This is a genomic window from Photorhabdus bodei (assembly GCF_003287735.1).
Taxonomy (GTDB): domain Bacteria; phylum Pseudomonadota; class Gammaproteobacteria; order Enterobacterales; family Enterobacteriaceae; genus Photorhabdus; species Photorhabdus kayaii.
Genome location: NZ_NSCM01000021.1, coordinates 41,925 through 64,599 on the forward strand (window position 1 = coordinate 41,925; position 22,675 = coordinate 64,599).

General features: G+C 42.7%; 15 protein-coding genes and 1 pseudogene. 11 read left to right on the forward strand and 5 right to left on the reverse strand.

What is annotated here, in order from left to right; all coding sequences use genetic code 11:
• Nucleotides 1-285: 285 nt before the first annotated feature.
• Nucleotides 286-1,929: a hypothetical protein gene (locus CKY02_RS13165; protein ID WP_112895623.1), complete on the reverse strand. Its 1,644-nt coding sequence runs from the start codon at nucleotides 1,927-1,929 to the stop codon at nucleotides 286-288.
• A gap of 1,170 nt (nucleotides 1,930-3,099) precedes the next feature.
• Here CKY02_RS13165 and CKY02_RS13170 point away from each other — a divergent pair.
• Complete coding sequence (locus CKY02_RS13170; RefSeq protein WP_146747439.1) at nucleotides 3,100-3,348, forward strand: hypothetical protein; 249 nt, start codon at nucleotides 3,100-3,102, stop codon at nucleotides 3,346-3,348.
• A gap of 158 nt (nucleotides 3,349-3,506) precedes the next feature.
• Here CKY02_RS13170 and CKY02_RS25765 read toward each other — a convergent pair.
• The 4 genes and pseudogenes from CKY02_RS25765 to CKY02_RS13195 form a co-directional block, all read right to left on the reverse strand.
• Nucleotides 3,507-3,670 (reverse strand): annotated as a pseudogene (locus CKY02_RS25765) (IS982 family transposase); the annotation flags it as partial.
• A 682-nt stretch (nucleotides 3,671-4,352) separates the two neighbouring features.
• On the reverse strand, nucleotides 4,353-4,988 hold the full coding sequence (locus CKY02_RS13185) for a two component system response regulator (protein ID WP_112895625.1): 636 nt from the start codon (nucleotides 4,986-4,988) through the stop codon (nucleotides 4,353-4,355).
• 1 nt (nucleotide 4,989) lies between these two features.
• A complete protein-coding gene (locus tag CKY02_RS13190; protein ID WP_112895626.1) occupies nucleotides 4,990-7,791 on the reverse strand; it encodes a two component system sensor kinase in 2,802 nt (933 codons plus the stop codon).
• A 437-nt stretch (nucleotides 7,792-8,228) separates the two neighbouring features.
• Nucleotides 8,229-10,247, reverse strand: coding sequence for an inverse autotransporter beta domain-containing protein (locus CKY02_RS13195; RefSeq protein WP_167405308.1), 2,019 nt, complete (start codon nucleotides 10,245-10,247; stop codon nucleotides 8,229-8,231).
• Nucleotides 10,248-10,584: 337 nt separating this feature from the next.
• Between CKY02_RS13195 and CKY02_RS13200 the strand changes: the two genes are divergently transcribed.
• The 10 genes from CKY02_RS13200 (at nucleotide 10,585) to CKY02_RS13245 (ending at nucleotide 22,448) form a co-directional block, all read left to right on the forward strand.
• Nucleotides 10,585-10,977, forward strand: coding sequence for a DUF4150 domain-containing protein (locus CKY02_RS13200; protein WP_112895628.1), 393 nt, complete (start codon nucleotides 10,585-10,587; stop codon nucleotides 10,975-10,977).
• Nucleotides 10,978-10,990: 13 nt separating this feature from the next.
• Complete coding sequence (gene tssJ, locus CKY02_RS13205; protein WP_112895629.1) at nucleotides 10,991-11,512, forward strand: type VI secretion system lipoprotein TssJ; 522 nt, start codon at nucleotides 10,991-10,993, stop codon at nucleotides 11,510-11,512.
• A gap of 25 nt (nucleotides 11,513-11,537) precedes the next feature.
• Nucleotides 11,538-12,887 carry a type VI secretion system baseplate subunit TssK gene (tssK, locus tag CKY02_RS13210; RefSeq protein WP_162120384.1) on the forward strand — a complete coding sequence of 450 codons (1,350 nt, stop codon included), beginning with the start codon at nucleotides 11,538-11,540 and terminating at the stop codon, nucleotides 12,885-12,887.
• Nucleotides 12,884-14,047 carry a type IVB secretion system protein IcmH/DotU gene (icmH, locus tag CKY02_RS13215; protein WP_112895631.1) on the forward strand — a complete coding sequence of 388 codons (1,164 nt, stop codon included), beginning with the start codon at nucleotides 12,884-12,886 and terminating at the stop codon, nucleotides 14,045-14,047. The genes tssK and icmH overlap by 4 nt, the downstream gene beginning before the upstream one ends.
• 16 nt (nucleotides 14,048-14,063) lie before the next feature.
• Nucleotides 14,064-17,591: a type VI secretion system membrane subunit TssM gene (gene tssM, locus CKY02_RS13220; protein ID WP_112895632.1), complete on the forward strand. Its 3,528-nt coding sequence runs from the start codon at nucleotides 14,064-14,066 to the stop codon at nucleotides 17,589-17,591.
• An 11-nt stretch (nucleotides 17,592-17,602) separates the two neighbouring features.
• Nucleotides 17,603-18,616: a type VI secretion system protein TssA gene (gene tssA, locus CKY02_RS13225; protein WP_112895633.1), complete on the forward strand. Its 1,014-nt coding sequence runs from the start codon at nucleotides 17,603-17,605 to the stop codon at nucleotides 18,614-18,616.
• A 100-nt stretch (nucleotides 18,617-18,716) separates the two neighbouring features.
• The gene (tssB, locus tag CKY02_RS13230; protein ID WP_112878006.1) at nucleotides 18,717-19,274 is read left to right on the forward strand and encodes a type VI secretion system contractile sheath small subunit; all 558 of its coding nucleotides are present in this window, start codon (nucleotides 18,717-18,719) and stop codon (nucleotides 19,272-19,274) included.
• On the forward strand, nucleotides 19,261-20,769 hold the full coding sequence (gene tssC / locus CKY02_RS13235; RefSeq protein WP_112895634.1) for a type VI secretion system contractile sheath large subunit: 1,509 nt from the start codon (nucleotides 19,261-19,263) through the stop codon (nucleotides 20,767-20,769). Before tssB ends, tssC begins: the two co-directional genes overlap by 14 nt.
• Nucleotides 20,770-20,800: 31 nt before the next feature.
• A complete protein-coding gene (locus CKY02_RS13240) occupies nucleotides 20,801-21,322 on the forward strand; it encodes an Hcp family type VI secretion system effector (protein ID WP_112895635.1) in 522 nt (173 codons plus the stop codon).
• Nucleotides 21,323-21,461: 139 nt separating this feature from the next.
• Nucleotides 21,462-22,448: a type VI secretion system-associated FHA domain protein gene (locus CKY02_RS13245; protein ID WP_112895636.1), complete on the forward strand. Its 987-nt coding sequence runs from the start codon at nucleotides 21,462-21,464 to the stop codon at nucleotides 22,446-22,448.
• Nucleotides 22,449-22,675: the final 227 nt, after the last annotated feature.

Sequence of the window (22,675 nt, forward strand, 5' to 3'; positions counted from 1 at the left end):
ACTGTTCCCCTATATATCAGTCACCTTTACATTCAAACTATCGCTGACAGATTTCCATCCTAAAGCTTCACCTCGTACCTGAGGTAAAATAAACTTGTAGCTAACTAGTTTGAATAATTGATGAATAGTCAATAGGTCCCAGTACACTAACAACAACTTTCCATACCGGGCGTACTATTAATACCTGTAGAATATTCCTTATACCTTGCTGGTGGATTTGTTAATTTTACTGCAATTTGTTGAGTGCTGAAGAGATTGAGCCATCGCTGTTTGATGCTGTCACTTTCACGGTTTAGACTCACCAATAGAGGCCACTGAAGGGGCTGTATAAAGTCCTGAGGTACTGATACTACCTAGATCTACAGGGCTGATTGACCATTTAACATTCTGAGCTGGGGTCGCAGTAAATTGTTGGGTTTTATTGGCAGACAGAAGTGTCTCTGCGGGTTCAACTTTCAGACCTGTCAAGGTAGGGCTAATATCACCGAATAAGACCAAATCTCCAGGAATAGCAATCTGATCAAACTCCAAAACTTCCGAGTTCGGAAACAGAATATGCTGAATATAAAATGTATTGATATCAGGTAATTCGAAAAAACCAGTCTCATTAATTTTATCTGTGAGCTGGTTTGCCATCTTCTCTGTTCCATCACTTTCAATAAGAATTAATCCACTATGTTCTGACTTAATACATTTAACGGTTATCTTGCCAACCGTTGAAAATGAAATAATATTATTTTCCTTCAGAGAAACTTCAGCCTTGCATTTCCCATCACAACTAAAAGTGTAATAATTTAAATAATCTTGATGTATCCACCCTGCCGGGCCGTAATAATCCCAAGATACTGAGAATGGATGATTATAAGTATGGTTCTCAGGGAATTGTAAAACAACATGCTTACTTTCATTATCTTCAGAATCAACAGCTATAGTAAATTTATTAAATGGCAGATGAGCAACCCGCACTTCTCTTTTCTCATCACAGCTCTTATAGCTAGTCTTTGAATCTAATAAAGTTACATAACCATCTATAATTTCATTTGTCGGTGTATATCCTCCAATAAACTGCAAAATTGTAGGACTATTCTGCCCTGAAGTGATGGATTTCAAATCAGCATCATCAATATATTTTTTAAAATGTTCAGCAAATATATTACCGAATAGGGTTGCGTTCCCAATAATGAGAGCTGCCGATCTTCCTTCGGGAATAATGTAAGGATAGTTAGGTCCTGGCAGGTTACCCCCATCTGCATTATAATTAGTAGCAATAAAAAGCAGTACAGCTCCATCACCATAGTTTTTCGAATCTCGTAATGTTCCGCCAGGGGCTGGTTGTGTGCGAACAATAAATTTTTTAGGATAAAGTTTATTTTTACCATTATCAGGCTTTAATACACCTAGAATGTATTCATTAGGATTAGACTGAATATATTGCCTAAAATACTGCACAATCTCTGCTGGAGCATCATTTAACCCTTTTATATCCAGTAAAGTGCCTTTCTCAAATTTGATGACAACCCTACCATCATCCTCAACGACCCCATTACCATGTTCCAGATTTACATTAAGCTTAAGAGCATAATTATTCGCCGGACTGATATTTTCCCACTTGATAACTTGACCATTAGAGTTTGTATAGACAATCGAACCAGAAATAAACTTCATGGTCACTAAAGCTTGATTAGTTGTAATAATGGCATTTTCAAATGAAATAAGTGGCACACCTAAAACGATATCCTGTAATTTTATTCCATACGTCTCATTTTCAAAACTTATGGGAGGATATTGTTCCCCCGTAGCTCTCTTTCCTATATATTGCTGAAGCAATAATTGATTAACTTTATTTCGATCATAAGCAACAACGGCATCCCAACCCAACGCAACACTGCGCATTCTTAAACTATTAATTATATCATTTGCGTTACTCATTACATCCTCCATATATTTAAATAACAAATATAGTTTTGACATAGTAAAAATAGTGGCTAGTCAATTTAAATAGAGACTACCTATGCCACCAATTATCAAGAAATTGACAACCCCAGATACAGAGAATCTAAGTCATTACTCCATACAACATTATTTTATGAATAAGTCATTCATAGTAAATTAATAGTTCATCTGGAGAATACTCAGTAATAGCAATATTAGGTGATAAAAAACCCCCTCAGTTTAATTCTATTGATGATCTACTCAACACTTTCGACAAATTTAATTAACGATTAAATATTAACATTGACACTACCTTATATACTATAAAAATAGAAAACCTGTTCCAATAACCTAACTATTAACTACTATATCACTATCAATAAATCTGAACCATAATCTAATAGTTCACATCTTTAAATATAATAAATTAATGTATTATCAAAAACTGATACTATATTAAAATAGTAGCTTTACACAACATAAATCAACAATAACAATAGCATATCATTTTTTGATATATTTAGATTAAAAACAACACTAAATATATTATCAAGAAACTAGAGAGTAAATTTTATCGAAACACATCATTAATAAAAACAGCTCGATTGCATAACATTCAGACGATAAACACATTTACCATTAAATTTCAGCATGTTATATATTACAAGTATTATCAATATCCGTTTATTGTTTTAGTTTATACCTGTCATCCTTCAAGTTGCCTCTTTGTTGGCTGCACTCACTCACCCCGGTCACATAGTTATCTATGCTCCCGGGGATTCGCTCCCTTGCCGCCGCGATGCATCTTGAAATCCATAAGGTATAAATAAAATATGATCAAACTATTAAATTGATATAGTTGCTGGTGTTTATATCACTTACCTTTTAATTATTAGGAACATACATGTATACAAAAAATGATATAATTAACCAGTTAAATGGTAAAAGTGTTACTTTAGGATGGAATGCTGTGGTGGCATATGATCGAAAAAAGGTCAATCAATTATGTCTTCAGCAAATATAGAAAAGAGAGCTACGGGGGAACAATATCCTCCCATAAGTTTTGAAAATGAGACGTATGGAATAAAATTCTAGGATATCGTGTTAGGCATACCACTCATTTCATTTGAGGATTCCAAAATTACGGCCAATCAGGTCACAGCAACTATGAGATTTATCTCAGGAATCATTATCTATACAAACTCTAATGGTCAAGTTATCATGTGGGAAAATATCAGTCCGGCGAATAATTATGCTCTCAAGCTTAATGTAAATCTGGAACATGGTAATGGGGTCGTTGAGAATAGTGGTAAGGCCATCGTTAAATTTGAGAAAGGCACTTTACTGGATATAGATGGGTTAAACGGTGCCCCCGAAGAGATCGTCCAACATTTCAGGAAAATTATTCAAAACTAACCCAACGAGTATACATTAGGTGAGTTAACACCTGATTCAGGAAAAAATAATTTTTATCCCAAAAACTTTAAGGTAAGCTCAGCTTACATTGTCAGCCGGGTATCCGGCACCGTGATGATTATCATCGCGATACTCTTATTGGCTGAGCAGCTCATACAGGATCTATGAAAGAATATCAAAATAGCCATTATCTCGCTGATATTCATACGGCCCTGGTGGCTGCGCTGACGATATCCATTTTCGAGAAAAAATTGTTTCCATTGTTGAATAAAAATACGGCAAAAATCGTCGTATCACAAAAAAGTTCAACTAATTTGTCCATGCCTGTTCCTTATTTAGATCATTTTTTTCTGGTCGACAGTTATGATCTTGGAACAGACGCTTAACTCAATTTTTTATCCAGAATTCAGGTTAATTAGGTAACCTTAATTGTATCGAATACATAACGCCCCCTAATCAGACAGCAATTATTCAACAATGATATTTTTATCAAACTCATCTAATGAACAGATTTCAGCGAATTTCCTTTATTAACGTAGAAGAAAAACTTAAATTATTTAATTCGGATTATTATCGATATTATTGCAATAATTTCTCATAATTTAATTTTTGATTACAGTAAATAAAAATATTTCAACAAAACCAGTATGTATAATTAAACAATGGCACAAATGGTAAATTTAGAGATATTAACATGTACTCTTAAATATAAATTTAAATATCATACCGATCACTAATTAATTGAAAATGATAAAAAACCACCTCATATAGATTAATAAAATCACTTTATTCATTTATTCATTTATTCATTTATTCATTTATTCATTTATTCATTTATTCATTTATTCATTTATTCATTTATTCAGTTTAATATATTAAATAATATCTCAAGCTTCATTTATATATTACTGACAAATACAAAAACAGCCCCATAATCGAGCTGTTTTTGCATGCTATTGCTAATAGTCAATTACCATCCGGTAGCATTAACACTATCCGCATGATCAAGTTATCAATCCCAATTTTCTTGAGTAATTAAGTAATTCAGTCACCTTATGAACTTTAAGTTTTCGCATCATATTAAGGCGGTGAGTTTCTACTGTTTTAATACTAATACTTAAAATCTCAGCAATATTACGATTACCATTACCTTCGCTAATTAGCTGTAATATTTGGCGCTCACGCCGGGTAAGTAATGTACTGTCATCATTTATTCCTTCTCCCAGCAAGCGGATTGCCTCCTGATTAAGATGAGGATCAACGTAACTTTTTCTGGCGGCAACACTGGTAATCGCAGCAAGTAATATCTGCTGCGAACTGGTTTTCAAGACATAAGCTAATGCTCCCGCACGCAGTACACGGCTGGCAGTCAGCTCATCATCATGAGCCGTAAGAGCGAGTATGCGCAAATCCGGCCAGCGTTGGCAAAGTTGTGGAATGATATCCAATCCATTCAGCCCCGGAAGACCAAGATCAAGAATCACAATATCTGGTGCAAGATCCCGACAGGAAGCATAAACAGAGAGTCCATCATCAACTTGCGCGATTACCTGATAACGCGGGTATGCGGCAAGAAGATTCTTGATTCCATCTATAATCAGCTCATGATCATCCACCAGCAAAACTTTATAGCAAATCATATTAGGACCTCGCGGAAAAAGGTGCATTCTGCTCGTGTTCCTCAGCAGAGCACAGCGTTGCATTAATCAATTTGCGTAGTTTCATCAGCTCATTTTTTTGCGGCAGAGAGCCGTTATGTATCTGGTTTTCCATTTCAACAATGACACATAACAATGAATTAAGCCCTGCCTGCCCACTCACTCCCTTCATGGAATGTAAGAGCTTTTCTAATACCTCCTGTTGAGTAATATGTTGTTCAGCTTCATCAAGTAAAGTTAATAATTCCCTGCGGACTTTTACCTGCATACGCAATAAGTTCATGGGCAGTAATGGTTTATCTGTTTCTTGCTGCACCATTAGATCAATATCACGCCGCAACTGATATTCCGCAGTCATCTCTAATATTTGGGCCAATTGGTTAATCGTCACCGGTTTGGAGATGTAATCATTCATCCCGGCCTGAGCCGCGCGTTCCTTCTCTTCGGCAACTGTATTTGCCGTCAGAGCAACAATCATGCACTCTGGGTCCTGATTGTCAGAATCAATACGCCAACGCCGGGTAGTTTCCAGACCATCACACTGCCCCGGCATCAATATATCCATCAGTACCAAATCAAAACGGTAACGCTGTCCCAACAATAAGGCTTCTGTACCATCCTGAGCATGCCGCACTCCCTGCCCCAATCGCGTCAACATCATGCCAATGATGTCCCGATTGGTCACTGCGTCATCAACCAGCAATACCTGCATACGCCAAGGTTGTAGCGGTACGTTATCTTGTACCGGCGGCAACGCACCAGATAACTGACGTTCGACAATATCCCGCAAACGACCGGGCAAAAAAAGCAAATCATTGGCGGATAATTCGCCGGAATGCTCTTCAGTCAAACAAATAAGGCCCCATGCCATCAGTTGACGATGTAAGACAAACGGCGCGCCTATCTCTCCCTGTAACAACACGGGTTCAGTAAAATCCATCAATGGCAGTTGAAACACCACGCTAGTGCCTAAACCAAAGGTGCTGTTAAATTCCAGATTTCCTCCCATCATTCTGGCCAGCGTAACCGCAATCGTCAGCCCAAGGCCCGTTCCCTGCGCATGTTCCTGCACCTGATAAAAGGGATTAAATATCGAGGCGATATTTTCTGGAGCGACACCACATCCGCTGTCAGTAACATCAAAAATCAACATATTATCTGAACGGGTGACAGTCAGAGAAATGCCGCCATCATCGGTAAATTTGCAGGCATTTCCTAACAAATTTACCAAAATCTGTCTTACCCGGCTTGCATCAAGCATTAATACCTGTGGCACATCAGCAGCAACAAAGGTTTCTAGCGTCAACTTTTTATTGTGTGCCATTCCCTGTATCGTCGCCATTGACTGATCCAGCAATGGTAACAACTGGCTGGTCGCGTACTGTAGCTCAACCTGTCCAGCTTCAATGCGCGAAAAATCAAGTAATTTATTGATAATAAATAATAAAGATAGCGTACATTGGTGGGCTGTCTCCGCCAATTGCAGCTGCTCGCTGCTCATCTCACTGGTTTTCAGTAACTCCAATGCACCTAATGTCCCACTCAGTGGCGTTCTTAGTTCATGACTAATGGTCGTCAGATGGCTACTTTTACGCTTATTAGCCAATTCTGCCTGTTGTTTTGCCTCTGTTAATGCTTTGGTACGTTCCGCGACCTTATTTTCCAGCGTGGAATATTGCTGATTCAGGGTATCAAGTAACGTATTGTAGGCCCTGGCTATCTGCCCCAATTCATCACGCCGACTCTCTGGCAAACGCACATCTAGCGCGTGTGGTCCAGTCTTATCGATAATGTCTACAAATTGCCACAACGGTTTAGCCAGATAATGATGCAACATCCAGAATATTGTCAGCGTTATCATTAATAGAATAATTAACGCAAATGGAAGCTGAATAATCGCCTGATCAACGACTTCCTCAAATAGACTTCTGGTGGGATAAAGTACCAATTGCTGCCAACCGGGACCTTTTAGCTGAATGCGTAATACCTGATAACCGGGAATATATTGCCAGCCATCATATAATTTAACTTTCTTCAACAATGCTAAAATATGTTGTTCTTGATCCTGCGGTAATTTCCCTTTGAAAAACGGCAATAATTGTTGATTGCTGTCCAACCAGAGATCAATGTCATAATTAGTCACCGTTTGCCCGTATGACAATAGATCATTGAACTTAATCGCATATCCGGTCAGCCGGCCCATTTTATCACTCGCGGCAACCGAGATACTCCAGCCACTGCCAGGAATATGCTCCGGCTGTCCCCAGTAAATATTATCGTGGTTGGGGCTCATAGGAAAATTCGCTAACTCCAAACATCGTTTGACAAAATAGTCATCTGAGATTTTTTCCGGGGGATAAATGGAGATCCCCTGAGATCGCTTAAAGATAAAACTGTCCAGATAATAAGCCTGTCCGGCAGCACCATATGCTTGAATAAACCAATTATCCTGATTTATTTCGTGATCAGGCTGGCAGATACTGCCATTGATGGGAAGATATTTGCTATCAGTATTCGACGTAATATTTTTATTATTTTCATACTTTTCATAATAAGTGTCATAACGTCTTGCCAACTCCTGAGCATCTTTCTCTGCCCCCTCAAAACGATGATTACTTAAATCTGCCCGTAAGGTCGCAAGATGTGATAATTCATCCATCACATGCTGGTGTGCGTGTTTGAAAGAAAAAAATGCTGTTGCTACGACAGAAATCAACCATATAATAAACAGCGTAAGTGATAGAAACAGAGTGAGTTTAATCACTAATGATGAACCTGTTCTCATTTTATAATCTCCTTATTATTCAGAGACATTTCCTTGTGAAAAACCCAAATTACTCTGTGCTTATAACGTCAAATTAACCACAGGTTTAAACATTATCTTATTGGGTTATATCTTTCCGGTACTCTATATTCAAGAAAAATACACTAGCAGATAATAAATACTTTATGGCAGATAACAATCAGATAAAATTTATCAAAATCTCGTCATCAAATTGTGACTAAAATCAATTTTACACCTCTTTAACATCAACAGAACCCAAACGAAAATCAATATTTGTCCGCGAAACATTTTTCTTATCACTGGCGGTCCATTATTCAGAAACTGAGTTTTTCCTTTCCCACAAACAATACTTAATGTGGGAAAGGGTGAGTGCTTTTGACTCAGGTTACCAAGCTAAGCTACTTGGTAGGTGTTGGTATGAAAATTTTTTGCTGTCCTTAATCATCGGCCCAATCTTCATCTTTTGAATCACTACCCTCGTCCTCACTCTCAGTATCACTAGGCTCAACAGCAACCCTTCTTGCTAGGATAGATGCCACATCATTATCCTGAATAATCGGTGGCTGCTGCTGGGTTTCCGCATCAGACTCTTTTTCCACTTTACGCAATTTTACTCCGTTTCTGATTGCGTCCATGAGTGCCCCCCTTTCGTCGAGGGGCTGTTCCTCTTTTCTTATTTTTAATTCTTCATCTATGCCTATATCCGGTTTTCTCGATTTTAATTTTTCTTCGAGCTCTGTCATACGAAGTCCTTCTGTTCCTCCTTGAGACCTTGCTGGCGGAGGTCCGCTTGCTCCCGGTAATGGATCTCCCGCTACCGGCAACGGCGGTGGTGGTGGCGGCGGCGGTGGTGGTGGGCCTTCCGCACCTTGCTGGCACCGTAATTCTTCTCCCTGTTGACGTCGCAACTCTTCTTCCTGCTGACGCCGTAACTCTTCGTCCTGCTGATGCCTCAACTCTTCGTCCTGCTGATGCCTCAACTCTTCTTCCTGCTGATGCCTCAACTCTTCTTCCTGTTGACGCCGTAATTCTTCTTGCTGCTGATGTCGTAACGCTTCTTCCTGCTGACGCTGTAATTCTTCTTCTCTACCATCCCCAAAAAGAGGCTCTTCATCACCTTCCTCGGTAAGCAGCACTAATTCAGCTTCATCCTCTTCTACCGGTTCTATTACAGGGGCAGATAACGTAACCGGTACATTAATCAGTACGCCCATCTCACTGCTATTTGAAACATTTCCCTGTTCATCATGCGCTACAGCTGAGATCGTAAGATGGTTACTTTGCTGACTACTATAATTAGGGAACTGCACAGCATAGCTATTATTTGATAACGCAACGATCTGGCCTCCACGTGCACGTAATGCGCCATCATCCCACTGGATATGTTTTAAACGATATTTCCCGTTGAAAGAGAAATTAATCAGTTTCCTTTCTCCACCAAAGCCACTAAGCCCCGTTGGTAAATGCAGGCTCAGTTGCGCTCTTTCTCGATGCTTCAACACAATATTATTATTACGTTCAACCAGATGGTAACGATTGTCAGCCAAAGTGCGTCTTACCGGTGCTATCGTCGGATCAATCTGTTGGGATAAAGGCACTCCAAGCTGGTAGTTGAAAGACAGATTAACTTTTGTGTCATCCTTGCCTCTGTGACTAAAAGTTCTATCTACTCCTAATGAAATCAATTGGATAGGCGTATATTCCAGACCCACTGTCAGCGCATACGGGTCCTTATAATGATTTTGGAGATTAAACAGCGCAATATCATCACCGAAATATTGCTCAAATTTCAATTTACCACTCAGTTGCGGATAAGCAGCCAGCCAGCCCTGAGCGCGGATATCATAGCCATTCGCTACACGTTCCGCATCACCATCCAATGCCGAAGACGAGTACCAGTCCGTCAAACCAAAATATCCATTAGCAGACAGATACAGATAATCGCGCCAGTATTCCAGTCCGAATCCCAGCCGCTGGTGGGCATTGCCAGATATTTGGGTATCGTAAAAGGTGTTGTAACCTAAAGCCCAATCTCCCTGAAAATAACGTTGACCAATACCCAAATTAACTATATTGCGCCCATCGGAACGGCGAACACCTACCTGACCAAAAAACAGACGATCATCTCTGTCATATAATGGATAAAAAAAATCGATTGAACCGCTAGTTAACTTTCCATCAGATAAAGGTAAATTAGCGCGTACTTCCCCAGCAGAAACTTTTTCTGCCTCCGGCTGTAACGCGGCAAAACCCATATCTGCCATAGCCAATTTCGGAATACCACCACCCTGAGTTACATCATCATCAGTTTGATGCTGTAACCACCTCTTTTTTCGTTTCTGTTCGCTGCCAATAGCATTAAGACTCTCCTTTTGAGTTTCATCCACCACTGACTCTTTTCTCTTATTGGGCTTATAGCAACTTGCTAATAGCAATGCCACGGTAATGGCCGACATATACCCTATTCTTTTCTTCATGAGCGCTTTTATTTAAATATCATTATATTAAAAATAGATTCAAACACTGCCATGCCACCAAATAAAAAAGGCAATGCCATTCTTCACATTAATTAATCACTTTATCTCCTACTACAGCGAAGATTCTTCCGAAATACAATTCTCATTAAAATCAGCCAAAACCCTTATTTTTTCCGAATTAAAGAAAACAACAACATTAATATATTTATTCCATAACCTATTGCCAAAAATAAGGTTAACACCCTATTGGTTCTATTTTCTTATTTGCTAATCTATTTAACATAAATAGCAACACATTAATTTGGTAGGTAATGATATGTTTGCAAACTGTCAACTTTTTGGTATGGATTTGGCATTTCCAGATGTCTGTATGACACCTTTGCCTATACCCGTACCTGTTCCATACCCTAATATGACTCTAGGTCTGATGGCGACGCCTCACACTTATAAAGTACTGTTTATGGGAATGCCGGCACATAATATGGCAACAGTGACAAATACTAGCTTTGGCGATAACCTTGGCGTCAATCTCGGTATTATTTCCGGTACCGTCATGGGACCTTCACGCCATTTAATCGGCTCCTTTACCACTTTAATTAAAGGATTCCCTGCTACCCGCGTTACCAGCCTGAGTTTACAAAATAGCACCAATATGATCGGCATGCGTTTAATTCCTAGCCAGCTTAAGGTTCTGCTGTTGGGCCTGTAATGGAGGAATTTCTATGCTATTTTTACCTCGCCATAAACGTCACTCTTTTTCCTTTTTTACCCTGTTGAGCATATTGCTGACGGTGAGTTGCTCTACAAATAAAGTGGAAAAAAGTATTCTGTACACCATTAAATTTCAGACGCAAGGCGATATTAACAATAGTGCGCCACTAAAATTAAATATATTGTTATTAAATGATCCAGATAAATTTAATCAGGCAGATATCGGCTCTTTACAAACCAATACCCGTTCAGTCTTGGCTAACTCGGTAATTTATCAAAGATCAATCTTCTTGCTGCCACGAAAAGAAGAAAATGATATCAGTATTACAGTTAATGCATCATCAACAGAAAAATATATTGCTATCTGGGCAGAATATCAAAATATTACCGACAAACAATGGCGGCTGATTATTCCCTTATCATCGTTTCCAACGGCTTCTTATTTATCGGTTTTGAATCCTTTTTCATCCTCTGAGCCTTATCAGTTGATTACCGTTACTTCACACGGATTACAGATTCCATCCGATAAATGAATCACACATGCTCGGGAGATCGCCCATGAAAAATGCACACAAAGTTCTCTGGATGGAAGGTATGTTTTTACGACCTCACCACTTTCAGCAAGCAGATGAATATGTGGATGCACGCCTGCGTCAATGGGGCGCTCTGCAACGAGCCTACAATTGGGGGTTTTCATCACTAAAATTCGATGAGAGCCAACTTGCGTTGGGAAAAATCTCACTGCTAGCAGCCAGTGGTATTATGCCTGACGGTACCACCTTTGAATTTACTGAAACTGATGAAGCACCACCCACGTTAGCAATCAGCCCTTCATTGCGTTCGCAAATTATCACCCTAGCTATACCGGCATATCTGACCGGACGCGAATCCGTTAGCTTCGATGATGCTCCCGACTCTCTGGCACGTTATCAAGCTTTCGAAAAAGAGGTCAACGACGTCAACGCCTTGGCTCTCGGCAGTACTACCTTACATTGCGGCAGATTACGCCTGCGTCTGCTGCCAGAAAATGAACTCAATGGTGAATGGATTGCTATGGGCGTGCTGCGGGTTTTAGAAAAAAATCAGGATGGCGTCGTCATTCTGGATACCGGATACATCCCGCCATTGCTTAACTGTTGGGCAAACTCGTTATTACAACGCATGGCAAATGATCTTTATGGCCTGTTGCTGCAACGCTGCCAACAACTTAGCCGTCATCTGCAATGCAACGGCTCCAGTGCCCGCGATTTGTTACGGCAAGCACTGTTAAACCGTTTCAGAGCTCAACTTCAACACATCATGCATTTGCCTCAACAAGCACCAGAAACGCTTTTTCTCATTTGGATCAGCTACGCGCTGGAGATGAGCTCATTTCAGGTACCCTATACGCTGGAAGGCGAGTTACCCCGCTACAACCATCGGGATATTGGTGGTTGCTTCACTCATCTCCTGACGTTACTGCAACGCAACCTATCCATCGTGCTGGAAGAGCATGTTGTGTCACTGCCCTTAACTAAACGTCTGCCAGGATTGAGCGTAGCATCACTACCGGAACAGATGAATCTAAGTGATTATCACTTCATCCTGATCGTGAAGTCAGAGATGGAACATAACGCTTTTATGGCTCACTTTCCGGCCCAAATCAAAATCGCGCCCGCTGACCGCATACGCGATCTCGTTCGTTTGCAATTGCCCGGTATCGCTCTGCACCACCTAGTACAAATCCCCAGACAACTTCCCTATCAGAATGGGTACTGCTACTTCAAATTGGCGCTCAATGGAGAGGTTGAGCAGTCGTTAAGAAAATCCGGTGTGTTCGCCTTCTATGTTGCTGGCGAGTTTCCTGATCTAAAAATGGCATTTTGGGCACTTAAACGCCTGTCTGATGATGAGGAGATGAACCGATGAATCGCAACGACTATAACCCATTAGTGCAGGCTGCTTATCCACTGTTAAATGCCATGCCACACATCCGTCACACCGCTAAACCGGAAGATTCAGGTCAGTTACGTCAACAACTGATCGGAGAAATCTATCACTTTGAAAAACAGTGCCAACAAGCGGGATTCAGCTATGAAACCATTCTCGGTGCCCGTTACTGCCTGTGTACTTCTCTGGATGAAGCGATAGCATTGACTCCCTGGGGAGACAATAGCATCTGGTCAGGTAATGGCCTGTTAGTCACATTCCACAAAGAGAGCAGCGGTGGTGAAAAATTTTTCAAGTTACTGGATATGTTGCTGCAACAACCGAGTAAACATATCGATCTGCTCGAACTATTCTACTTCTGTTTACTGCTAGGATTTGGTGGACGCTATCGTCTGGTGGAAAACGGTCTCGCTCAACTGGAAACCTTAATTCAGCGCCTGGCAATACGCCTGCGTCAGGTGAAAGGGGAATATTCCGCTACCTTAAGCACACCGCCTTCCCTCCCAGTTAACACACATCAACCATCACGGCTATCCCACTTTCTGCTGTTTTGCTCACTGTCTGGAATCCTGTTGACGGGTCTACTCTACATTGGGCTGGATACCCGGCTTAATCAACAGACAGAACCGGTGTTGACAGCCATATATAATCTGCCCCTACCCGAAGCCACACTACCGGTTGAACGTTTTTCCGTTGCTCATCTACAACAGATGCTGCACCCCATGCTAGAACAACAGGCGATAACCGTCAGCCAGAACGCAAATAATGTCACTGTTACCCTACAGGGAGGCAACCTGTTTGCTTCTGCATCAGCAACGCTGAACCCGCGTTATCTGGCACCTCTCCAGGATCTTGCCAAACAACTGAATCTGACTACCGGAAAAATTATCGTCCGCGGGCACAGTGATAACCTGCCAATTCATACACATACCTACTCTTCTAACTATGCCCTGTCACTGGCACGAGCAGAAACCGTGGCACAACAGCTCCGCACTGGTCTGCGGCAACCACAACGGCTACAGGTTGAAAGCGCCGGTGCACAAGCCCCTTTAGTCCCCAATACCAACGCCAAGAACCGAGCATTGAACCGTCGTATTGAAATTATTTTCAACACCACGCCAGATAATTCAGATCAGTAGGCAAGAGAGAAAGAAAATGTTGAAAGCATTTATCGCCATCATCACCAGTCGCCTGTTTTGGGGGGCACTCATTGTTGCCGGGTTGTGCCTGCTCATTTGGATCATGGGGCCATTTATCGCCATCGGTGATCTACATCCATTAGTCACTGAAACTCAACGCCAAATAGCAATTACTGTACTAATTTCGCTGTGGTTGTTACTACGGCTGTTACCTTTCTTCTACCAGCTTTGGGCTAATGGCCGTTTACGCCGCCGCTTACACCATGTCAGCAATGTCACACCAACACCCCGAAGTTCTGCTCAATCCCTCGCGGATAACTTTAAACAGGCGTCATCCTTGATTAAACACGGTCTGCGTTTAAACGGTGCCCCTCTTACCATACGCCTAGGCAAGTTCTACCTCTATCATCTGCCTTGGTATCTGGTTTTAGGTACCCAAGGATGCGGCAAAGACAAAGCTTTGCTGAACTCAGGGCTAGATTTCTACCATACAACTTATCCAAGCCAATTTGCTCTCCCTGAAACCAGTGCCGAATCATACTGCTCATGGTATTTCACTTTTCAGGGCGTCATCCTTAGCCCTGCCGGAGAATACCTAAAAGAGGGTAATCCTCTGTGGCAGACCTTACTGAAACTACTAAAACGTTATCGTCCACGCCAACCCATCAACGCGGTTATTTTGGCGATCAGCATCCAAGATCTACTACAACAGGATAATGATGCCCAATATCATCAGGCTTTACTGCTACGTAAACGATTGATGGATTTGCGTTTACGGTTGAAAATTGACTTTCCTGTCTACGTGATGATTACCAAAACCGATCTACTACCGGGATTCAGTAGTTATTTCAGTCGCTTTAATGGCGAAGAATTGGATCAGGTCTGGGGCTTTACATTCCCTTGGCAACAAGAACGGCACTCCCATACGGATTTACAACAGATGCTGGATGAACAATATAATCACCTGCAACAGCGTCTGGATGCTGCACTGACAGATACCTTACTGGCCCAACAAGATATCGTGCAGCGGGAACAGAGCTTCGCCTTCCCGCAGGCATTTGCGAACCTTCGTCCGGTACTGATACGTTATCTCAATATTATTTTCACCTCTTCTGGCTTTGATCGCCCGTGGTTACCACACGGTCTCTATTTCACCAGCGCCAATCAAAAACCAGCGGAATCATGGCACAGAGAGGCGACACAGCATAATCTGTTTGATTACCGTTCGTTCCCCTCAGCAAACAGCAGCGATAACAGAACAACTGCCCATAGCTACTTCCTAAGACAGTTATTTCAAAAAGTTATCTTGGCAGAAAGCGGACTGGCGGGGATCAATCGACTGTATGAACTGCGCCGACGCTTTTTCCTGTTGATAGGATGTAGCTTATTACTCTCTTTCATGGCGGGGATCTGCGTACTACTATTAACCAGTTACCACAATAACCACAACTATCTGGCACAAATTACAACCCGACTGCAACAGCAGAGCCAAGCGCTCAGCCAATCACCAACTCGTGATCTGCCACACTTGCTCCAATATCTGACGCAACTACAGTCATTGACCACAAACCATCAAATTGATTCGGACTCCCTTCCACTTGCTTATGGTATGGGGCTGTATCGAGGTCCTCAACTGAACAGTGCGAACTATCCGGTTTATCAACATGCATTAAAGAATTTATTACTGCCACTGGTAACACAGCAGGTTGAAAGTATTTTGCATCAGCAAGCCGATGGCGATAACAGCGAATCAACCTATGAGGCCCTGAAAGCCTATCAGATGCTATTTCAGCCCCAACATTACGATGGCAAATTCCTTACCGCTTGGTTGATGCTGAATCTGTCTCATATTCCCGGTGGTGACAAGCTAAACGAGGCACAACGCAAGATATTCCAACAGCATCTTTATCAGCTACTGAATCAAAATCAGCCTTCCTGGTCCCCGCGCAAAGATCAGCAGCTGATACAGGAAGCGATAAAAAATATCATGCGCTCCACGTTTTCCCAACGGGTGTATACCAGCATCAAAAAAAGAGTACTGAATAACGGACGTTTCAAATCTGTCAATCTGATCGATCTCGCGGGCCCTCAGACTGAATTGGTATTAAAACGAAACAGCGGTCTGCCCGATACGACAGCCATCCCCGGTTTCTTTACGCCAAATGGATACTGGCACGGTCTGGTTGCACAATTAGATGATACGGTAAAAACAGTGCACGACACTGACTGTTGGGTCCTCAATATGCCGTCACGATCAGAAGAGGATGCTGCTGACCAAGTACGCCAACTTTATATGAATGATTTTATATTGGAATGGGATACCTTTCTCAATGATATCGCCCTAATCCCGGCCAATAGCTTCAACCAGCGTATTAATAATGTACGGATTCTCTCCGGCACCCATTCTCCCTTACGCAATCTACTGATTAACATCAGCCACATCATTGCACTCTCCTCACCGGAAGATAACGATAAACTCACGCAACTAGGCCAGCGATTGAATGATGAAACCAGCCGAAAACTGCAAAATCTGTTTCCGGCTGCCAGCATTCCCTCTGCATTACCTGCACCAGAACAGATTGTCAGAAGCCACTACCGCGATTTACTCGATCTGGCTCGCTCGCAGGGAGATAACAGCAACACTATCACCTTCGATGATACGTTCAAAAAATTGGGCGATCTGTATCGCTACCTTACCGCTTTACAGGAAAGTGGCGAAACCACAACAGCATCCTCCGACACGATCCTGACACAATTACAAGCTGACGCAGGCCGCCTGCCAGCACCGTTCCGCAATATGGTCATGGACATGACCCAAAGCGCCAAAGGTGACACACAGCAACAGGCTGTTTCACGCATACATCAACTCGCCAGTGCTCAACTCAGTGACTTCTGTCGTGGCGCTATTGCCGGACGTTATCCCTTATCACGTCACAGCAAACGCGATATTACCCTTGATGACATGGCGCATATGTTTGCACCAAATCAGGGGCTGATGGATCGCTTTTTTAATCAGTATTTGGTGGATAAGGTCAACACTCAAGGTGATAAATGGCACTTTTTTCCTTGGGTGTTAGGCAGTACTAAACCCGAAGATCAAACACTGCTAAAAACATTCCGACAAGCGCAATTTGTCCGTGACGCATTCTTTAGTCCGGCCTCTTCACAACCCTCTTTTTCTCTTACCTTACAACCGCTGCGAATGGACAACGATATTTTGACTTTAACGCTGACATTTAACAATCAGAGCGTCAGTTACAGCCACGGCCCACTGACCCCTTGGTACTTCACTTGGTCCGGCAACAACAATGCCGGTAAAGCCAAACTGACCATGCTGTTGGCTAATGGCAAAACCAAGTCACTAGAAACCTCAGGACCTTGGGCATTAAACAGGCTAATTGATGCCGGAAAGCGGTTTCAGGAAGACAGCTTACATTACCGCATCATCTTTAATCTGGCAGGACACCAAGCCACGCTGATACTCATACCCGACAGCATACACAACCCGTTTGTCGTACCGGAATTTACCTGTATCAAATCATAAGGAGAACCTTGATGGATATCACATATCTGCTTAACCCGGTCAGCCAGGAACATCCCGGTGGCGAAGATCTGGAATATAGCGCTGAATTCATACATCTGATTCAATTGTCGCAGGGAAAAGCTGAACAGCAATTCGGCGACTTTATCATTCCGACACAGGAACCTGACTGGCGACAGATAGAGAAAAGCGCACTTTCTCTGCTAGCACGCAGCAAAGATCTGCACATTATTATCCTGCTCATGCAAGCCTGGTGCCACCAATACGGCTTGGTTGGATATGCACAAGGTCTGATGTTATTGGAACAGACAGTCGCGCGTTATTGGGAAACCTTGTGGCCCGCCGTAGAACAGGATGGTGAACCAGACCCATTGATGCGTATCAACGCGTTACAGGGGCTAGGTGATGGTTTTGCGTTGGCTAAACAGGTGCGCCAGTGCGAATTCGCCCGCAGGAATGGGATAACCCTCACCGTGGCAGATATCATGAAATGTCTGGATGGCAGTAACACGGAAGAGAGTCCATTTCCCGGCGGGATAGATCTTCTGATTGCTGAATTACAGCAAGGTGAAGCACCGGTGATAAAGCTAATCCCACAAATAGCCGCCACCCTGCAATGCCTGATTAACACATTACGTAGCCATCTTGGTGACAGTGGCCTGCCAGATATGCGCCGTCAAATGGCAATATTTCACCATCTGGTACAGCTTCTCACCCCGCAACCCGATACTGCTCAAATTGAGGAGGATAGCCAACATCCCCTGCCGGGCAATGGTAACAATACGCACCAACCAAGCCTATCCAATAGCTGGCAGCCATCCAGTATCCAGAATCGTGAACAGGCTCAACAAGCGCTGGAAGCGGTACGGCAGTACTTTCTATTACATGAATCCAGTCATCCGGCACCATTGATGATTGCACGAGTGCAACATCTCATTAACCAGGATTTTATGAACATTATGCGCAATCTTGCTCCAGAGGCTGTCGATCAACTTGAACACTTTTTGGGCTGTAAAAAGCAGACATAACGCGAGCTGAGGAGACAGCAAAATGGGGGTAATACGCTGGAAAAGCCGCTGTTACTCCGTCAATGACTCATAACTACTGATTTTGTCGATGGAGAATACTATGTCAGGATCAAACAGCGGGCAAAAATTCATCGCCCGTAATCGTGCACCACGAGTACAAATTGAATACGACGTCGAACTATACGGTGATGAACGTAAGGTTCAACTCCCTTTTGTCATGGGAGTAATGTCGGATTTAGCCGGAAAATCCGCTGATCAACTTCCTCCACTCAGTCAGCGAAAATTTCTCGACATTGATGTTGATAATTTCGATGACCGCATGAAATCACTACTCCCAAGCGTTACCTTTCCGGTGGACAACACCTTAAGCGGTGAAGGCAAAATTCAAGTCGCTCTCACTTTCAACACAATGGATGATTTTCTACCTGATGCGATAGCACGTCAGGTTGAACCACTTAATCAGCTCCTGGAAGCACGTACTCAACTGGCTAACCTACTGTCTTATATGGATGGCAAAAGCGGAGCCGAAGAGCTAATCGCGACTATCCTGCAAGATCCGGCATTACTGAAATCGCTGAGTACCGCACCACTGAACAACACAGAATCCATAAACCCGGAAGCAAAACAAGATCAGGGAGACAGCCATGAGCCAGCCTGAAATCCACTTAGCCGGTGAAAAACCTAGCCAAATCACTCACTACAACCAGAGTGAACTTAATGCGTTACTCAGGAAAGAATTTCGCCCTAAAACGGATCAGGCACGCCTTGCCGTAGAAAACGCCGTTAAAACTCTGGCACATCAAGCACTGGAAAACAGCCTGACCTTATCGAGCGACACTTTCGGCACCATTCAGGCGCTGATTGCCGCCATTGATAACAAACTTTCGCAGCAGATCAACGAAATTCTCCATCACCCTGATTTTCAAGCACTGGAGGGTGCATGGCGTGGTCTGCTCTATTTAGTCAGTAACACGGAAACCAGCGAAATGCTGAAAATACGTGTGATGAGCGTCGAAAAGAAAGAATTGGCACGTACATTAAAACGCTATAAAGGTACCGCCTGGGATCAGAGCCCGGTTTTCAAACGGATTTATGAAGAAGAATATGGTCAATTTGGCGGCGAACCACTTGGCTGCTTGGTAGGTGATTACTATTTCGACCACAATCCACAAGACATCGAACTGTTGGGAGAGATGGCCCGTATCGCCGCTGCCGCCCACTGCCCTTTTATCAGCAGTGCTTCGCCGGGGGTGATGCAGATGGAAACCTGGCAAGAACTGGCAAATCCGCGCGATCTAAGCAAAATTTTTCTCAACACGGAATATGCCTCCTGGCGTAGTCTGCGCGAATCGGAAGATGCTCGTTACATTGGCTTGGTCATGCCACGTTTTCTGGCGCGTTTACCTTACGGTATCAGCACTAATCCCGTTGAAGGATTCGATTTTGAAGAAAAAACCGCAGGAGCTACCCACAGTAACTATGTCTGGAGTAATGCAGCCTATGCGATGGCGGTAAACATTAACCGTTCCTTTAAAGAATATGGCTGGTGTGCATCCATCCGAGGCGTCGAATCAGGCGGAGCAGTGGATAAACTGATCTGTCACACCTTTCCGACAGATGATGGTGGTTTGGATATCAAATGCCCAACGGAAATTGCTATCAGTGATCGCCGTGAGGCTGAATTAGCAAAAAACGGCTTTATCCCGTTGGTTTACCGTAAAAACTCCGATTTTGCGGCATTTATCGGCGCACAATCACTGCAAAAACCTGCGGAATATATGGATGCCGACGCCACAGCAAACGCTAATTTGGCCGCTCGCTTACCTTATCTGTTTGCCTGCTGCCGATTTGCGCACTATCTGAAATGTATTGTGCGCGACAAAGTGGGATCATTTCAGAGCCGCGACGACATTGAACGCTGGCTAAATAAATGGATCATCAACTATGTTGACGGCGATCCCGCCAACTCGTCACAACAGACCAAAGCGCGTAAGCCATTGGCTGCGGCTGAAGTACAAGTCATCGAACAGGAAGATAACCCCGGATATTATCAAGCCAAATTCTTCCTGCGTCCCCACTATCAACTGGAGGGATTAACGGTTTCCCTGCGGCTGGTATCAAAACTGCCCTCTCTAAAACAGAGTGGTAGTTAATTCTGAAAATGACTGAATAAGGAATGTGATCATGAACAACAGCATCTATTTGGATATCAAAGATGTCTCCGGTGAATGTAAAGATAGCAATCATCCTAACGGTATTGATGTGCATACCTTTGAATGGAAACTATCACAACCAGTAGAAACCGGTAGTGGCGGTGGTGGTGGCAGCGGACGCGCCAAAGTACACTCTCTGGTGGTCTATGCCCGGATGGATAAGGCAATGCCAACGTTAATGCAGAAATTAGCACAAGGCGTTCATTTACCCGAAATAAAGTTAACCATGCGTAAAGCAGGAGGCGAACAACAAGAGTTCACCACGATTACGCTTGGTAGTGTATTGCTTGACAGCATTGAACTGGTTGACTTTAACCGCGATATTCCACATTTAACAGAAGGCTCAACAGCCATTATACCCGGCACTATTGGCGTGAAATACAGCTTTTCACCGAATATCGCCAAAGTGGTTTATAAAGAACAAGATAACGAAGGAAAAAGTGGTGCCGATGTAGAATTTAATTGGGATACCCAAAAGAACACCAGTAAATAAGAAAACACGCACTGATAACTAAATCAGTAAAAAATAACCTTCCGCCCGGAATACGCTATGTTCGTATCCTTTAGGATACTGCATCCCTTTTTCGTGGCGGAAGGGTAAATTATTACTCAATATAATAAGCAACATTGTTATGAAAATAACCCTTATCAATCCTCCATCAGGCAATATGACAGCCCATAGCAGTCATATTTTTTATCCTCCCGGAGGAACTATCGGTACCAGCGAAAATAATCATTTTGTATTGCCAGATCCAAATAGTTCTATTTCGGCATTACAAGCCAGTGTACATATTTCTGCCCAAGGTACCTGCACTATTACTAATATTGGAACAGCCATCATGATGATTAATAATATTCCATTAGCGCGTGGAGAAACCACATCTCTGCAAGAAAATAATAAGCTCCAAATTGGTGACTATTGCCTGACTGTAAACGAAATAGAAACGGCAAAATATCATCCCGTCAAACAGGAAATAACAAAAGCCGATCTTTCTGAGGCGGTATGGGATGAATTAAATACAACATTACCCGCCGAAGAAAGCTCAAAAGCGAGCGATCAACTCTCTGCGGCCAATTTTTCGTCACCAGAAAAAGAGATCCTGCAATCTCTTGAGCAACTCGCTACCCGCCCTATTGATCCAATAGAACTCTTTACCACTCAATGCCAACGCACCAACAGTCATGCCCTGTTTCAGCCAAACACCTACCGCTCTGCCACACCGCAACAGCTATGGGAAGAGCAGATAAAACAACGCGATCCATTATGTCTATTCAAAACAGAACCCTCCGCATCCACCACCAACGACATGACCACACTACAGACATATTCCATGTCAGACGGACATGAACAGGCAATGAAAGAAGCACTTTTCTATTGTCTTAACACCATAATAAATCGCTTTGATCCGTCCTACGACGAAAACAATATCCCTGCTGCCCACTTCTGGCCCATGAATAACACACAACACCGTAAAGCAAGGTTATGGGATAACTTTACTGACCGCTATCAACAAACCGCCGAAGAGATACGCCAACAATCTTCAACGTTATTCAACGCTTTTTTCCTTAGCGTTTACCAACAAAAATTAAATGCTGTTTTCAACCACAGTGATGATTAATAACAAAACCAAATAACTTTTGGAGTTACTTAATATTTTTCACGATAAGATGTTCCAATTAATTAACTAATCGAGGTCAAACGGATACTTCATAGTAAAACCTGATTATCACTTAAATTCAGCTCCCATAGGCGTATACTTAAAATAAGTCTGTGTGGAGGTAAATGAAAATGGCTAAAAATCAGATTCAATTCCAAAAAGGCATTTCTATTCATGAGTTTATTTCA

Excerpts from the sequence above, each read along its gene's own strand:
- tssM (WP_112895632.1), top strand. The coding sequence starts at position 14,064 with ATGTTGAAAGCATTTATCGCCATCATCACCAGTCGCCTGTTTTGGGGG.
- CKY02_RS13195 (WP_167405308.1), bottom strand. The coding sequence starts at position 10,247 with ATGTCGGCCATTACCGTGGCATTGCTATTAGCAAGTTGCTATAAGCCC.
- icmH (WP_112895631.1), top strand. The coding sequence starts at position 12,884 with ATGAATCGCAACGACTATAACCCATTAGTGCAGGCTGCTTATCCACTG.
- tssJ (WP_112895629.1), top strand. The coding sequence starts at position 10,991 with ATGCTATTTTTACCTCGCCATAAACGTCACTCTTTTTCCTTTTTTACC.
- CKY02_RS13190 (WP_112895626.1), bottom strand. The coding sequence starts at position 7,791 with ATGAGAACAGGTTCATCATTAGTGATTAAACTCACTCTGTTTCTATCA.
- CKY02_RS13165 (WP_112895623.1), bottom strand. The coding sequence starts at position 1,929 with ATGAGTAACGCAAATGATATAATTAATAGTTTAAGAATGCGCAGTGTT.
- tssK (WP_162120384.1), top strand. The coding sequence starts at position 11,538 with ATGAAAAATGCACACAAAGTTCTCTGGATGGAAGGTATGTTTTTACGA.
- CKY02_RS13170 (WP_146747439.1), top strand. The coding sequence starts at position 3,100 with ATGAGATTTATCTCAGGAATCATTATCTATACAAACTCTAATGGTCAA.
- CKY02_RS13185 (WP_112895625.1), bottom strand. The coding sequence starts at position 4,988 with ATGATTTGCTATAAAGTTTTGCTGGTGGATGATCATGAGCTGATTATA.
- CKY02_RS13245 (WP_112895636.1), top strand. The coding sequence starts at position 21,462 with ATGAAAATAACCCTTATCAATCCTCCATCAGGCAATATGACAGCCCAT.
- tssB (WP_112878006.1), top strand. The coding sequence starts at position 18,717 with ATGTCAGGATCAAACAGCGGGCAAAAATTCATCGCCCGTAATCGTGCA.
- CKY02_RS13240 (WP_112895635.1), top strand. The coding sequence starts at position 20,801 with ATGAACAACAGCATCTATTTGGATATCAAAGATGTCTCCGGTGAATGT.
- tssA (WP_112895633.1), top strand. The coding sequence starts at position 17,603 with ATGGATATCACATATCTGCTTAACCCGGTCAGCCAGGAACATCCCGGT.
- tssC (WP_112895634.1), top strand. The coding sequence starts at position 19,261 with ATGAGCCAGCCTGAAATCCACTTAGCCGGTGAAAAACCTAGCCAAATC.
- CKY02_RS13200 (WP_112895628.1), top strand. The coding sequence starts at position 10,585 with ATGTTTGCAAACTGTCAACTTTTTGGTATGGATTTGGCATTTCCAGAT.